Here is a 14672-nt window from a genome sequence, read left to right as displayed (position 1 = left end):
GCCCGCAACCGTCGGAATCAACAACAATCGACTCCAGACAGCTTGACATTGAGCGGCACTTGCCAAACGCGCGCATTCTCGTCAACGGTCAGGGGCGATTCTGCGCGCGTCTGACGAATGCGCGCGCGTTTGCCCGGATGCTGCCTTGTCCCGCCGTTCAGGAGAAGTTGGGCAGGTCTCCGTTTTCGAGGGCTTCGGCGAGGGTGGGGGCGGCTTTGTCCTTGTCGGAGAGTTCGTAGGTCAGGGGTGTGCCGTCGCGGGCGGTGGTGGGCCAGTCGATGCCCAGGGCGGGGTCGAGTGGGTTGATGTCGCGGTCCAAGGCCGGGGTGTACTCCAGGGAGCACAGGTACATGACGGTCGAGTTGTCTTCCAGGGACAAGATGGCGTGGCCGAGTCCTTCGGAGAGGAACACTGCTTTGCGGTCGACGTCGTCGATCAGCACGCTGTCCCACTGCCCGAATGTCGGTGATCCGACGCGCAGGTCGACGATGACATCGAGGAAGGCTCCGCGGGCGCAGGTGACGTATTTCGCCTGCCCGGGCGGATTGGTGGTGAAGTGGATCCCGCGCAGGACCCCGGCGGCGGAGACCGAGCAGTTCGCCTGCAGCAGCTCCAACGACCGCCCGGTGGTGGCCTCGAACGCCGACGCTTTGAACCATTCGAAGAACACTCCGCGGTCGTCGCCGAACTGACGTGGGGTGTACTCGTAGGCACCGGATATTTTCAGTTCACGAAAGGTCATCGGTTCCCTCGGTCGATCAATTCCAGCAGGTAGCGGCCGTACCCGGACTTGACGAGTGTCTCGGCGCGCACGCGCAGTTCGTCGTCGGTGATGAATCCTCGTCGCCAGGCCACTTCTTCGGGGGATCCGATCTTGAGGCCTTGGCGTTGTTCGATGGTGCGCACGTAGTTCGAGGCGTCGAGCAGGGAGTCGAACGTGCCGGTGTCGAGCCAAGCTGTCCCGCGAGGGAGAACTTCGACGTGGAGGCGGCCGGCCTCCAGATAGTGGCGGTTGACGTCGGTGATCTCGTATTCCCCGCGGGCGGACGGTTCGAGGTCGCGGGCGATGGCGATGACGTCGTTGTCGTAGAAGTACAGGCCGGGGACGGCGTAGTTCGAATTCGGGGCGGCGGGTTTTTCTTCGAGGGAGATGGCTTTGCGGTTGTCGTCGAATTCGATGACGCCGTAGGCGGTGGGGTCGGAGACCTCGTAGGCGAACACGGCTCCGCCGTCGATGTGATCGAAACGCGACAGTTGGGTGCCCAGGCCGGGGCCGTAGAAGATGTTGTCGCCCAACACCAATGCCGCGGAGTCGGTGCCGATGTGCTCGGCACCCAATACGAACGCTTGGGCGAGACCGTTCGGCTCGTGTTGGACCTTGTAGGTCAAGTCGATGCCGAACTGGGAGCCGTCACCGAGGAGGCGCGTGAATTGGTCGGCGTCCTGCGGGGTGGTGATGATGAGGATCTCGCGGATCCCGGCCAGGATCAGTGTCGAGAGCGGGTAGTAGATCATCGGTTTGTCGTAGACCGGAACCAGCTGCTTGCTGACGCCCATCGTGATCGGATGAAGACGCGAGCCCGTGCCGCCCGCCAGAATGATTCCCCGCATGACCGCGAAGTCTTCCAGACCCTCCGATCACCCGCTCGCTTGTGCCTGCCCCGTTTCTGCTGCGTGAGCTCCGAGGTGCACTTACGCTCGCCGCATACCCAGCTTCCGAGAGAACCGAGGACAAGCCACGTGACGACAACGAACCAGATCTCCACCGGTATCGATCAGGTCACCGCTCTGCTCTCCACAGTGACCGAAGCCGAACGCGCATCGGCCACGCCCTGCACCGAGTGGACCGTCGCCGAGCTGACGGACCACCTGGTGAACACCGCGGCCAACTTGGTGACCATGGCTCGGGGTGGCGAGATCGATTGGTCGGCGTCGCCCGAACCGTCGTCGGATCCGATTCCGCTGTGGACGGAGCGGACTCGCGAACTGCTGGCCGAGATCGATGCAGGTTCACCATTGCCGCTCGGCATGGTGGCTGCGGAACTCTCGGTGCACGCGTGGGATCTCGCGACCGCACTCGGGCGCGGCACGGACGATCTCGACCAGACGGTGGCGGAGGAGGGGATGGTGTTCATGTCGGCCAACATGACCGACGAACGACGAGGCGGTGCTTTCGATCCTGAGCAGCCTGCACCCGAAAGCGCAAACGCGTACGAGCGGTTGGCGGCCTTCGCCGGACGCACTGTCCGAGGGTCCTGACAGTTCCAGCGGCCGATCACTCCCACGGGATTCGGTACGGCGAAGTTCCGGTCTCGGTGATCGGAGTCGGCCATTCGGCCGGCCACACGATCTGCGGATCGGCTTTGAGCTCTTCGACTTCCGGTGGCACCGGAGTTGCGTCCACCTCGACACGTTCCCAACTGCATTCACCCGACGCGACGCGGGTCGCGTAGTGGATCAGGTCGGCCGATGCCCGGCGTGAGGACGCCAGGCGGGCCAGCAGTTCCGCTGTGACGTATCGGGTTCCCGCCAGAGCTTTCAGATCGGTGTTCAGGGCCCGCGTGCGCGCGGCCTCGAGCTCACCGCAGGATGTCATCAGACGGTCGTACGCGGCTCGGGCGTGTGGAGGCAGTGACTGGATCATGCGTCCCGCCAGGGTTCGTCGCCGGTGCCAACGGAGAAGTCCTCGTCCGGAGTGTCGAGGACCGGTCGGATATCCGCGGTCTTTCCCGCTTCGACGGACTGCTTGCCGTGGTCGAGGAAGTCGTTCAATGGGCGCAACGTGTCGTCGATCTTCTTGCCCACCTGGCTCTCGGGATCGCCGAGCGCGTCGAGGAACGCGCCGAAGTCGTCGACCACCTGCTCGATCTTCGCAATGAGTTCCTTGGTCAGATCCATTGCTGTCCAGCAGATTTCGATGATACTTTCGACCTGCCAGGCCGTGCCCACCATCGGTATCTTCTTGATCATGACCTTCAAAGCACCGCGGGCGTTGTCGACGGCGACCTCCGATTCGAGAAGTTCGACGATTTTCCGAACCACTGCCAGCGCAGCGTCACGGAGTTGTTCGGATATCACTGCACAGACCGCGGAAATCGTGCGGCCTGCGGGCCCCTCCCATCGCATTGCGGCCAGTTGTCGGTCGGCGTAATCGGTGAATGCCTTTGCGGCAGCGCCGTTCCAGTAGGCGTTTACGCGCCCCACACCTGCCGCGAACGACTCCGACGCAGCTTCCATGGCGTCGCCTGCGATCTGATATGCGTGGCCGATTCTCCTGATTTCGTTCCAGTTGCCGGTGATCGGCATTGTCGCTTCGTTCAGGGGGCTCCACCCGCAGAGTTCGAAAATCGTTGTGTCGATCTCTCCGAGCCAGCCCGCGGCATCGTCGAGCAATTCTCGGACTTCGTCGACGACGGGATTCGGCGCGGGATAGTCGATCCCGTGGGGCCGTCCGTAGTCGGCCGCTCCGTCGAATTCATCCACGTGGCCGACGGCGGCACGATCCGAGCTGCCTCGATCGATGCCCGGTAGTGGCGGCGCGCTTGTGTGAGCGTTCAGCAGGTCATAGTTTCGCTGATCCTGATCGGCATACAGCCATGCCGCTCTGTTGAGTTCTGCACCCATTTCCCCGCAATTGGCGGACAGGTGAACCTGCCGAGTGCGTGTCATCTCCTGAAACCGTGCGAGGTACGGCTGAAGTCGTTTCAGAATCTGCCCAACCACGTTCTCGCTCAGGCCCGCCTGATCGAGCAGATAACGATGACTGGCCAGAGTGTCGCCGCCGATGCGATCGAGAAGATGTCCGAGGCCGGCGATTTCCGAGGATCTGGCGATCAGCGGTTCGGTCATTGCGTCGCGGTCCTTCTCAGTGACGAGATGAGGCCGTCGACATCCTCATCGGAGAGTGCGTTCTCGACATCACGGTCGGCAAGTACAACGAAGACCGCGACCTCTGCCGTGGCGAAACCGGTAGTGGTGACAACGTCGAATGTGGCGCGGGGAGGAGGGCAGTAAGGCGAATCCGGTATGTCTTCCACCAGGGCTGTGTAGCGGACAGCCGGGACTCCGTCGACCTGTAGATACTTGGGGTCGCTGATCTGAACAGTGGGTGCCAGTGAACCGTCTCGGTTGGTGAAGATCATCGACGCCTTCTGCGCTTCCTGATAGGCGAGGACAGTCAAGTCCCCGGCACGTCGACCGGTCATTCCGCTGATCGCCGAAGACTCGAACTCACCCCCCTCGCAATCGAATCGACCGTGGAGGCCCATTGCGCCGTACGTTGCGGTCGACCCGTCCTCGCCGACCCACTCCGCGAAACCGTCGTTCCAATTTTCCCAGTCCGCAGGAATATCGTAGGTCCAGCCGAATTTGGTGGCGATGGGCTGCGGTTGGCCGTCGGGCACCTCGATCTTCGGTGGCGGCCGGTTCATGGACGGAAACCCCGGCGGCATTGGTGGCGGGGCTGTCGTCGAGCCCCTGGGTTCCGGCGACACCGGCGGCAGAGTCTGTACCCCCTCGTACGGCTCGGGCACCTGCGGTGCCAGCAGCGGGATTGCCCACATGATTCCGAACAGCAGTGCCACCGATGCCGCGAGACGCAGCAGTATGTATCGAAGACGCATCGTCACTCCCCCCGAAGTCGAAGAGAAGCTAGCACGCGCGCCCGACAAGAACGGCCGTCGCCGGCCAGCACCGGTAAAGTGCCGGTACATGAGAATTCTCGTCACGGGTGGGGCCGGGTTCATCGGCGCGAACTTCGTACATCAGACCCTCGCGCAGCGTCCCGACTCCCAGGTCACCGTGCTCGACAAGCTCACCTACGCCGGCAACAAGGCCTCCCTCGACCCGGTGGCGGATCGCATCGAGTTCGTGCACGGCGACATCGCCGACGCCGATCTCGTGGACCGCCTCGTCCGCGAAACCGATCTGGTCGTCCACTTCGCCGCCGAATCCCACAACGACAACTCGTTGACCGACCCGTGGCCGTTCGTGCACACCAACGTCATCGGCACCACCACCTTGCTCAACGCGGTCCGCGAGCACGACGTCCGCTACCACCACATCTCCACCGACGAGGTCTACGGCGACCTCGAACTCGACGACCCGGCACGGTTCACCGAATCGACCTCGTACAACCCGTCGAGTCCGTACTCCTCCACCAAGGCCTCGAGCGACCTGTTGGTGCGTGCCTGGACCCGCTCGTTCGGGGTCCGCTCCACCATCTCGAATTGCTCCAACAACTACGGCCCATACCAGCACGTGGAGAAGTTCATCCCACGCCAGATCACCAACATCCTCAGTGGCTCTCGGCCCAAGCTCTACGGGGCAGGGCAGAACGTGCGCGACTGGATCCACGTCGACGACCACAACAGCGCCGTCTGGGCGATCATCGACGGTGGCCGCATCGGCGAGACCTACCTCATCGGAGCCGACGGCGAAGCGAACAACCGCACCGTCCTCGAAGCGATCCTCGAAGAAACCGGCAACGCATCCGACGCCTTCGATTTCGTCACCGACCGCCCCGGCCACGATCTGCGCTACGCCATCGACTCCAGCAAACTGCGTACCGAATTGGGTTGGACACCAACGTATGTCGACTTCCGGGCGGGCTTGAAAGCGACCATCGACTGGTACCGGGAGAACGAGCAGTGGTGGCGACCGCAGAAAGATGCCACCGAGGCGGTCTACGCGGCGAAAGAATCCGTACTGCCCTGAAGCCGGAACTAACTACTGCGTGACATCCGATGGCGCAGCAGCAGGTACACCGCGCGACGCATGAACGACGTCATCAGGGCCTTGGCGTTGCCGATGCGAACATCGTTGTCGGACAACAATGTCGGGTCGCTGGCCTGCAGCGAGCGGTGGAAGTCCGCGGCCTGACGTGCCTGCTGTGTCGCCAGCTCCACGCTCCACTGCCCCGAGTTGATGCGGAACGACGCCAGCGGTTGCGGAATGGCCACGATGTCGCCTCGTAGCGCAACCGCGATGAAGGTGGCCTGGTCGATCAGGTAGGGATGGCTGTTGTCCCACAGCCCGATCTCGCGGAGTTCCGACAGCTTCATCATGACGCCGCCGGGTTCGCCGAAGATGTTGGCACCGGCCCGAACTGCGGTTCGAGCGGCGACTCGGCCCGATACCGTTCCGTGCAGTCCACCGAGCCCGCGGGCGGCGATGACCGTCTTGCCGTAGGCGTCGATCAGCGTCCGCTGTGCGGCGACCAGAACGGCGGACGGGTTGTCGTCGAAAGCCCGCACCTGAGTGTCCAGCGCGGTGGGCGCGATGGTGTCGTCACCGCAGACGAGCTTGATCAGCTCGCCCGTGGCTTCCTCGGTGACGCGGTTCCAGTTGGCCTGCGCTCCGCCGCCGGCCGGGGTTGTCAGCAGGCGGATCCGTGGGTCGTCGAACTTCTGCGCGACGGCGAGGGTTCCGTCGGTCGACGAGTGATCGGCGATGACCAGTTCGAAGTCCGTGAACGTCTGGGCGAGAATCGAATCGATGGTCTCGGCCAGGTACTCGGCGTTGTTGTACGCCGGGACGACTACGGAAACACGGGGCGTCATGATGTGGGGGCCTGGCTCTTTCTGCGGAACGAGAAGTCGCGGTAGCCGAAGAAGCTGACGACTGCCATCACGGCTGTGACGACCAATTGTGAAGGGATGGGCGGGAAGTGGAAGACGGACACGGCGATCGTCATCAGGGAGATGTTGGCGACGAACGCGCCGAAGTTCACGACGAAGAACCGCAGCAGATCACGTAGGAAGTGACCCCGCACGCGGAACACCAGGTAGCGGTACATCGCGAACGCGCACAGCACGTTGCAGAGATAGCCGAGCACGATCGCGGCGTGGTATCCGTACTGCTCGCCGATCAGCAACTGCCACAGGATGAACCACGCGGTACCCAATGCGGTGTTGACGCCGCCGACGAGCAGGAACGCGATCTTCTGATTCTTGACGATGCGCATCAGCGGCCCCGGCGCGCCGTTCATGCCCGCCGGGGGAGCAGGAGTCTGTGGTTCGGTCATCGACCCACCGCCAGTGCCTGACGCGTCGCGAACAGGGTGGACGCGATGCCTGCGGGCAATGTTCGGTGCGTTCGGCGATCGATCTGCGGCCATACCGTCGACCGCAGCCGTAGATCGCGACCTTGGAACACCGCCAGTGGGGACGCTGCCAACACCACGTTCGGTCGACGGCGGAACACCGTCCGGCAGGCTCCGAGAATCGAGCCGATGGTCACGGCCTCACCGGAGGCGAAGATCTTGATCGTCGGCGATATTCGTCGCGTGGCCGACATGGCAAGGGTGTCGGCAACCATCTCGGCCGCGTCGGACACGTAGAGGTAGTCGCGCAACGTGTCCATCGGGACGTAGATGGATACGGGGGAGGCCATGAGGTATCCCCGGCACAGGTGCGAGATCAGGCCCTGCGGTTTCGCGAGGTTCTGCCCCGGCCCGTAGAGGTTCGCGAACCGGCCGATGGCCACGTTGATGCCGGTGCGGGCACCGAACTCGGTCGCGATGGCCTCGGACTGCAGCTTGGCGAAACCGTAGTCGCCCAACGGAACCGGGTTCGTTCCCTCGTGATGTGGGGCGCCCGTCGCGCCGGCGTAGACGCCTCCGGCGGACGAGGCGAGGAACACGGTTCCGGTGCCCGCGCGGTCGGCGGCGACAGCCTCGATGTGCGCCAGGACGGTGCGGATCAGGCCGTTCTCTTCGGCGAATTGTGCTGCGCTGGTTCCGTTCACGCCCGCGCCCGCGGCCCAGATCACGTTCCAGGTACCGTCGGCGAAGGAGTCGAAGAATTCCGAACAGCGCTGCAGCAGAGCCTGTTCGGCGGACGCCGTGTCCGACCACGGGATGGTGCTGGTGTGCACTCGATGCCCGCGACGACCGGCCTCCCGGGTCACCGCAGCGCCGAGCAGCCCGCCGCTGCCGACGATCCACGTGTGTGTCGCGGTCACGCCGGCGGTGCAGGTTCGGTCGATGGCGCAGTGCGCCCGAGCGGGCCGTTTCCCGGGTCGGTGACGATCAGGTACGGCGGTTTGCCCATGGCCGTCTTGACGTTCACGCCCACGTACTCGGCCACCACACCGAGGGAGAACAGTGTTGCTCCGAAGCCGAACAACAGGATCACCATCGTCGATGCCCAGCCTCGTACCTCGGCGCCCGAATCGAAGACGAAGTACGACACGAGTACGTACGCCACCAGAATGAGGCCGAGTACCGCGAAGGCGATGCCGATGAAGCTGACCAGTCGCAGGCCCTTCGTGCCGCTCGAGAGCACCATCCGCCAGAAGTGCGAGAGCAAGGTGCGCAGTCGGTAGCCCGATCGACGGTCCACCTCTTCACGCAACGCCACCGGGCTGGTCGTGACGTCGCCTGCGATCCAGCCGAGTGCGATGTCCAGGTATGCCTCGGAACCGGCGTAGGCGGCGACGGAGCGACCGACTTCACCGAGCACCAGGCGGTAGCTCTGGTAGTCGATGGTGTTGTCCCCGGCCAGCGCCTTGGCGATCAGCCACTTCGAACCCTTGGAGGCTGCGTTGCGCCACATCCCGTGCGGTGCGACGTTGGTGGGCTTGGCGTAGACGACGGTGGACTGCTGGTCGAGGGCCGTATCCAGCATGCCGCCGATCGCCGCCGGATCGTGTTGCCCGTCCTCGTCCATCGTGACGATCCACTCGCCGCCGCTCGAGGCCATGCCGGCGAGGGTGGCGGGGTGCTGACCGAAATTGCGGCTCAGCCACACCCCGCGAACGAACGTGTGCGCGGCCGTGAGCTGGCGAATCACCGCGGCAGAGTTGTCGGGTCCGTGATCGAAGACGAGCAGAACTTCCTCGACGATCATCGGCCGCCCGACGGGGGTGTGCGTCACCTGCGTCAGCGGAAGGATCTCGTCCATCAACGCGCTGAGCGTCCGTTCGCCCTGGTAGACCGGTACCACGATGGAGATGCGGTGCGGATCAGCAGCAGAGTCGTCGGACATCACGAGGTCTGAGCCTATCTGCTCGACGTCCCAGCGCCGAACTCCCGAGAACTCGAATTTCTGCGCCGTCGCACATCGAGCACCACCAGGCCGACCAGCAACAGCGTCCCGCCGGCCATCGCGGCCAGTCCGAGTCGTTCGCCGGGCGGTCGGAAGGTGATGTGCAGGTCCGCGTTCTCGGTGCCGGGCGGCAGGTCGACGTACAGGAAGATGTCGGCCAGCCCCTTCGTCTGCAGCTCCTCACCGTTCAGCGTCGCGGTGTAGCCGGGCCAGGCCAGACGCGAGAACACGACGCTGCCACCGTTGGGTGCGCTGACGTCGACGTGCTCCGAGTCCGCATCGGACGATCGGGGTTCGGCCGTGGCGTTCACGGTCGCGACGACGCGTCCCGACGACGCGGGAATCAACCCGTCGACGCGTTCGAGGACGTAGATCTGGCGAGCGGACTCGGGCGTGGGCGCGGTCACCCACATCCAGCCTGCGGGTGCGGGCCGGGAGTTCGCGAGCGGATATTGATTCTTCTGCAGCGCGATTCGATCGAGTTGCATCAGGTCGGCGTACGTCTTGCCGGTGTACGGCTCGATCTCGAACACACGCCGGAAGGCGTCCGTGCAGGTCGATCCCTCGTGCTCGAAGCACAGCAGGTTGGCGAAGTCGAGATAGCCGACGGGGGTGTACGCGTTGACGTAGTCCAGGCCCATGATCTTGGCGGAGTTGCCGTACACCTGGGAGTGCCAGGGCAGCCGGGGGTCGTCGGGTCCGTCGGCTGCGGTTTCGGTGAGCGCACGGCTACCGAGTTGCAGAGTCGCGCCCTGCCACTGTGGGAACTCGGCCTTGGCTTCGGATTGGGAGGTAGGCAGCCACCACTTGGCGAAGGGCGGTTCGTAGGTGGCCACCTGGTACATCGCGACCGGCGCGATCGTCACGAGGAGCAGCGCCGCAGTCGCCCGGGTGGAGAAGCGGTGGGCCAGCAGCAGAGCGAGCGCGCCGACGAGCAGGATCACCAGCGCAGCGAGGACGTGGCGACCGAAGAATTCCGGACCCGACGAGCCGGCGCGAAGCAGCAGTACCAGCGTCAGCAGGCCGGCCGCGAGCAGCCGCGGCCGCAGCTTGTCGAGGGTTCCGTACCGGCTGATCAGGGTGACCACGAGAATCAGTGCGACGAGGGCGACGAACGGCAGAATGCGGGCGGGCCAGCGGATCGGTCCGATGTCGCTGGGACCTGCGGTGAAGATCAAGGCGAACGCCAGCATGATCAGTGGTGCGGCCAGCTCGCGCAGAGCCGCGGGTACCCGACGCCACGCGATGAACGCCAGCGCGGGCACCACGAACCAGGCGATGTAGGTGACCGGCGATTCGGTGGTTTCGCCCGCCCAGGATTCGATGCTCGTCACGGCGGTCGGGATGCTCGCGGTGAGCGATTCCGACCACGGTGCGGTCAGGAAGTTGTCGTTGAACGTGCCTTCGTCGCCGCTACGCCAGGTGACCGCGGATGTGAGCACGCCGGGCAGGAAGGTGACGGCCCCGCACGCGGCGGCAGCGATACCTACCGCGCACACCTTCAGTGCCGGACGCCACAGCCGCTGGAACAGTCGTTCGCCGATGGCGACGGATCCGATCATCACTCCGGCCATCACCGCGGCGTGGACGTATCCCACGCTGATGGCGAGGTAGAGGAAGGCGAACGGCACGATCGGACCGCTGCGACCGCGGGCGTAGGACACCGAGCTCGCCCAGGCGTTCATGATCCACGCCGTGCCCATCAGCGCGGTCACCCACGAGGTGTTCTCGAAGAACAGCGTGAACCCGACGAACGGTGCGCTCGCGCCCGCTACCGCAGCCCAGTTGGCTCGCGCTCCGTAGGCCAGGGCGACTCGAAACACGCCCCAGGCCAACAGAATCGAGAAGCCCAGTTTGACGACCGTTGCCAGCAGTACCAGGTTGTCGATCGACGGCGAGATGTAGTTGATCGCCATCTGCACGGGATTCCACAGGCCGCCCTGGCCCTCGACCGGGTAGTTGCCGGCCATCCACTGATCGAGCACCAGCGAGGGGAATTGCCCGTCGCGCATGATGCGTCCGAGCTGGAGCCAGTTGGGTACGGCACCCGATTCGGTGTCGTCGATGTAGAAGAAACGGGGATCGACGCTGAGCACCAGGAGATAGCCGAGGACCACCACTGCAGCGACCGCTGCTCCCCACGCGAGGCGCTCTCTCCTGCTGTCGGGCAGGGCGGCGCGCGCGATGTGGGTATCCGTGGGGGTCAAGGGTCAACTCCGTGAGTTCGGGCAAAGACACTCGACTGTATCTCTCGAGGTGTCCAGGAACCGAAACGTCGACGCGCGGAACACGCAGGTGATCGCGAGACGGCCGACTCGGTACGGCTATTGCGAGTGATCACTCTCTAAGTTAGAGTTTCGTCATCCTATGACGGAGGTCACATTGAGCTCGAACATTCCTTTCGACGTCGTCATCACCGGCGGCACCGTCTACGACGGGTCCGGCGGTCCAGGAGTGCGAGCCGATGTGGGCATCGTCGACGGTTTCGTACGGGCCGTGTCGTCCACTCCGCTCGAGGCGGGCCCGACGACCGAGGTGGTCGACGCCACCGGTAAGTGGGTCACCCCGGGCTTCGTGGACGTGCACACCCATTACGACGCGGAAGTGCTCGTCGGGCCCGGTCTAGAGGAGTCCGTTCGGCACGGGGTCACGACGGTTCTGCTGGGGAACTGTTCGTTGTCGACGCTCTACTCCACTCCGGTCGACATCGCTGATCTGTTCAGTCGGGTGGAGGCGCTGCCGCGCGATCATGTGCTCAAGGCCGTCGATACGCACAAGACGTGGACCAGTCCCGACGAGTACATCGCAGCGCTCGAGCGTCTGCCTCTGGGCCCCAACATCGCAGCCTTGGTCGGTCATTCTGATCTGCGTGCGCACGTGATGGGCTTGGACCGATCGACCGACCGCAGTCAGAAGCCCACCCGCGAGGAATGGCGCACCATGTCGGACGCGCTCGAGCAGGCGCTCGATGCCGGGCTGCTCGGAATGTCGACGATGACGAACCCGTGGGACAAGCTGGACGGGGATCGGTACCGATCTCGTTCGCTGCCGTCCTCGTACGCACGGTGGAGCGAATTCCGTGCTCTGCACAAGATCCTGCGTAAGCGCGGCCGACTGTTGCAGAGCATTCCGAACCTGAACACCAAGTACGACATGCTGTTCTTCCTTGCCTCGGCCACCGGGATCGGCCGCACTCCGCTCAAGATCTCGTTGCTGGCGGCGGCCGACGCGAAGGCCTCGCCCTGGATCCATCGGGTCTTCGGCCCGCTCGCTCGCATCGTCAACGGGCCGGGCAAGGGACAGTTCCGCTGGCAGCACTTGCCCACCACATTCGACGTGTATTCCGATGGCATCGACCTCGTGGTGTTCGAGGAGTTCGGCTCGGGCCGCGCCGCGCTACATCTGCGAGAAGAGTTGGGCCGCAACGAGTTGCTGTCGGACGAGGCCTACCGCCGCTGGTTCCGCGCCGATTTCGAGAAGAAGTTCAGCTCGCGCGTCTGGCATCGAGACTTCGCCGACGCCGAGATCACCGAGTGTCCCGACGCGTCGGTCGTCGGCAAGAACGTCGCAGAGGTTGCGGCCGAACGCGGGGTACACGTGGTGGACGCGTTCCTCGATCTGGTGGTCGAGCACGGTCGAAAGCTGCGCTGGCACACGACGGTTGCCAATCACCGCAAGCGGCAGATGGACAAGCTGATCAACCAGCCCGGGGTGACCGTGGGGTTCTCCGACGCCGGTGCTCATCTACGCAACATGGCGTTCTACAACTTCGGCATCCGGTTGCTGCACCGTGTGCACGACGCGCGAAACGATCGCCGACCCTTCATGACCGTGGAGAAGGCCGTGCACAAGCTCAGCGGCGAGCTGGCCGACTTCTACGGTCTCGACGCCGGACACGTGCGGGTGGGGGATCGCGCCGACATCGTGGTGATCGATCCGGAGGGGCTGGACGAGGAGGTCCTGGCCTACCGGGAGGAGACCATGCCGGAGTTCGGTGGCCTGAGTCGAATGGTCAACCGCAACGACCGGGCCGTGGCCGCCACCCTGGTCGCAGGCCGAGTGGTGTTCTCCGGTGGCACCTTTGCTCCCTGGTTCGGTGTGTCGGAGCGGGCAGGTAGTTTCCTGCGGGCCGGCACCCCGACGGCTCCGCGTCGACGGGAGCGTGTGTGAGCCCGAGTCAACTGCAGCGTCGGACCGAGACGATCGGAAAGTTGCTCGACGCGACCATCGAGTCGTTGTGCGAGAAGGGCTATGCCGCAACCAGTGTCAGTGAGATCGTCAGCCGCGCAGGGGTGTCTTCCGGTGCCATGTTTCGGCATTTCGACACCAGGCTGGACCTGATAGTTGCCGCAGCAGACGAGGTTCGGCGACGTCAGTTCGTGGAGTTTCGCCGTGGCCTGTCCGGTTTCGGGAGCGCGTCGATCGAGCACTGCCTCGAACTGCTCAGGGCTGCGTGCCGCGCTCCGATCAACGGTGCCTGGTACGAGCTGTTGACCGCGGCCCGTAGTGACGAGGAGTTGCGAGAGAGGCTGCAGCCGTTCACCGTTCGGTACCACGAGCAGATCGCCGAACTCGCTCGCACGCTACCGGTCGCCGGCGTGATCGATCCACGCCATCTGGAGACGGTGGTCTTCAGCGTGGTGCATCTGCTCGACGGCGAGGCGTTGGCCGCGGTGGTGCATCCGCAACCCGAGCAGGAGGCCATGCGGCTGAGGATGATCGCCCACTTGCTACGCGGCGGCACTCTGTACGCACTGAGCGACGCGGGATGACCCACTGGACTGTGCGCACTCCGGGTGCCGAGCTTCCCGTCTTCGAATACGGGGACCCGGCGGCGAAGTCCACAGTGCTGCTGGTGCACGGATACCCCGACAACCGTCACGTGTTCGATCCGCTGATCGCCGAGCTCGGCGACCAGGTTCGGGTGATCGCCTACGACACACGAGGAAGCGGAGCGTCCACGCTCGAGCACGAGGCGGACGTGTCCATCGAGCAGCTGGCGCGCGACGCCTTCGCGGTGGTCGAGTCGATTCCTGACCTCACCGGGAAGGTGCACGTCTTCGCCCACGACTGGGGTTCGGTCCAGATGTGGGAGGCGATGGCCTCGCCTCGCGCATCGACCGTGTTCGCGTCGTACACATCGGTGTCCGGACCCAGTCTGGATCATCTGAGGCAGGTGGCACGGGCGCGGCTGGTGCGGCCGCATCGATGGCCGTCGTTGATCGGGCAGTTGGCCCGGTCCTGGTACGTCTTCGGGTTTCATGTGCCCGTTCTGGGCACACGGGTACCGGACTTGTTGGCACGGCTGAATGTCGAGGGTGAGCCGACCCCGACGGTGGCCGACCAGCAGCGCGGCATCGCCCTCTACCGGGCGAACGTGTTGCGGCGTGTGCTCCGCGGGCCTGCTCCACGGTGCGCGGTCCCGACCACCGTGGTCGTACCGTCACACGACCGCATGCTGTCGACCAACCTCACCGACGGTCTCGATCGATGGATCCCCGATCTGCGCGTCGATCGAGTCGATGCCGGCCATTGGTGGCCGTACACGCACCCCGCCGACGCCGCCCGCGTGCTGATGGCGAGGGTGCAGGAAGCGAAGTAGACGGCGAGCGTCGGACAGATCGG

At 64.7% G+C, this 14672-nt stretch carries 15 protein-coding genes; 5 read left to right on the top strand and 10 right to left on the bottom strand.

What is annotated here, in order from left to right:
• Window positions 1-157 precede the first annotated feature (157 nt).
• Window positions 158-742 carry a dTDP-4-dehydrorhamnose 3,5-epimerase family protein gene (locus tag QM615_RS13005; RefSeq protein WP_149407112.1) on the bottom strand — a complete coding sequence of 195 codons (585 nt, stop codon included), beginning with the start codon at window positions 740-742 and terminating at the stop codon, window positions 158-160.
• Window positions 739-1611 carry a glucose-1-phosphate thymidylyltransferase RfbA gene (rfbA, locus tag QM615_RS13000; RefSeq protein ID WP_149407113.1) on the bottom strand — a complete coding sequence of 291 codons (873 nt, stop codon included), beginning with the start codon at window positions 1609-1611 and terminating at the stop codon, window positions 739-741. The genes QM615_RS13005 and rfbA overlap by 4 nt, the downstream gene beginning before the upstream one ends.
• A gap of 129 nt (window positions 1612-1740) precedes the next feature.
• Here rfbA and QM615_RS12995 point away from each other — a divergent pair, with 129 nt between their 5' ends.
• Window positions 1741-2259, top strand: a complete 519-nt coding sequence (locus QM615_RS12995; protein WP_188078758.1) for a maleylpyruvate isomerase family mycothiol-dependent enzyme — start codon at window positions 1741-1743, stop codon at window positions 2257-2259.
• A 16-nt stretch (window positions 2260-2275) separates the two neighbouring features.
• Here QM615_RS12995 and QM615_RS12990 read toward each other — a convergent pair whose 3' ends face one another.
• Genes QM615_RS12990 through QM615_RS12980 form a run of 3 tightly spaced genes read right to left on the bottom strand, consistent with a single transcriptional unit; the run spans window position 2276 to window position 4622 of the window.
• Window positions 2276-2644, bottom strand: coding sequence for a hypothetical protein (locus QM615_RS12990; RefSeq protein ID WP_262498516.1), 369 nt, complete (start codon window positions 2642-2644; stop codon window positions 2276-2278).
• Window positions 2641-3849, bottom strand: a complete 1209-nt coding sequence (locus tag QM615_RS12985) for a hypothetical protein (RefSeq protein ID WP_149407115.1) — start codon at window positions 3847-3849, stop codon at window positions 2641-2643. The genes QM615_RS12990 and QM615_RS12985 overlap by 4 nt, the downstream gene beginning before the upstream one ends.
• Window positions 3846-4622 (bottom strand): DUF8017 domain-containing protein, encoded by a 777-nt coding sequence (locus QM615_RS12980; protein ID WP_149407116.1) that lies wholly within the window; start codon window positions 4620-4622, stop codon window positions 3846-3848. The genes QM615_RS12985 and QM615_RS12980 overlap by 4 nt, the downstream gene beginning before the upstream one ends.
• Window positions 4623-4710: 88 nt before the next feature.
• Here QM615_RS12980 and rfbB point away from each other — a divergent pair, with 88 nt between their 5' ends.
• On the top strand, window positions 4711-5715 hold the full coding sequence (gene rfbB / locus QM615_RS12975; RefSeq protein WP_149407117.1) for a dTDP-glucose 4,6-dehydratase: 1005 nt from the start codon (window positions 4711-4713) through the stop codon (window positions 5713-5715).
• 8 nt (window positions 5716-5723) lie between these two features.
• On the opposite strand, the gene QM615_RS12970 is transcribed toward rfbB, so the two are convergent.
• From QM615_RS12970 to QM615_RS12950, 5 genes are read right to left on the bottom strand one after another with little or no spacing between them, the layout of a single operon-like run.
• On the bottom strand, window positions 5724-6560 hold the full coding sequence (locus QM615_RS12970) for a glycosyltransferase family 2 protein (RefSeq protein ID WP_094638916.1): 837 nt from the start codon (window positions 6558-6560) through the stop codon (window positions 5724-5726).
• The gene (locus QM615_RS12965) at window positions 6557-7024 is read right to left on the bottom strand and encodes a GtrA family protein (protein WP_068054828.1); all 468 of its coding nucleotides are present in this window, start codon (window positions 7022-7024) and stop codon (window positions 6557-6559) included. Before QM615_RS12965 ends, QM615_RS12970 begins: the two co-directional genes overlap by 4 nt.
• Complete coding sequence (locus QM615_RS12960) at window positions 7021-7962, bottom strand: NAD-dependent epimerase/dehydratase family protein (RefSeq protein ID WP_149407118.1); 942 nt, start codon at window positions 7960-7962, stop codon at window positions 7021-7023. Before QM615_RS12960 ends, QM615_RS12965 begins: the two co-directional genes overlap by 4 nt.
• Window positions 7959-8987 carry a glycosyltransferase gene (locus QM615_RS12955; RefSeq protein WP_188078775.1) on the bottom strand — a complete coding sequence of 343 codons (1029 nt, stop codon included), beginning with the start codon at window positions 8985-8987 and terminating at the stop codon, window positions 7959-7961. Before QM615_RS12955 ends, QM615_RS12960 begins: the two co-directional genes overlap by 4 nt.
• A gap of 14 nt (window positions 8988-9001) precedes the next feature.
• On the bottom strand, window positions 9002-11254 hold the full coding sequence (locus tag QM615_RS12950; protein WP_262498517.1) for a hypothetical protein: 2253 nt from the start codon (window positions 11252-11254) through the stop codon (window positions 9002-9004).
• A 160-nt stretch (window positions 11255-11414) separates the two neighbouring features.
• On the opposite strand from QM615_RS12950, the gene QM615_RS12945 reads away from it, so the two are divergent.
• The 3 genes from QM615_RS12945 to QM615_RS12935 are packed head-to-tail and all read left to right on the top strand — an operon-like array spanning window position 11415 to window position 14649.
• Window positions 11415-13217 carry an N-acyl-D-amino-acid deacylase family protein gene (locus QM615_RS12945; RefSeq protein WP_149407119.1) on the top strand — a complete coding sequence of 601 codons (1803 nt, stop codon included), beginning with the start codon at window positions 11415-11417 and terminating at the stop codon, window positions 13215-13217.
• On the top strand, window positions 13214-13819 hold the full coding sequence (locus QM615_RS12940; protein ID WP_068054851.1) for a TetR/AcrR family transcriptional regulator: 606 nt from the start codon (window positions 13214-13216) through the stop codon (window positions 13817-13819). Before QM615_RS12945 ends, QM615_RS12940 begins: the two co-directional genes overlap by 4 nt.
• A complete protein-coding gene (locus QM615_RS12935; protein WP_068054854.1) occupies window positions 13816-14649 on the top strand; it encodes an alpha/beta fold hydrolase in 834 nt (277 codons plus the stop codon). The genes QM615_RS12940 and QM615_RS12935 overlap by 4 nt, the downstream gene beginning before the upstream one ends.
• Window positions 14650-14672: the final 23 nt, after the last annotated feature.

This window comes from Rhodococcus sp. IEGM 1341 (assembly GCF_030056895.1).
Lineage (GTDB): Bacteria > Actinomycetota > Actinomycetes > Mycobacteriales > Mycobacteriaceae > Rhodococcoides.
Note: the sequence above shows the minus strand (reverse complement) of the source record. Positions and strands in the feature narration are given on the sequence as shown.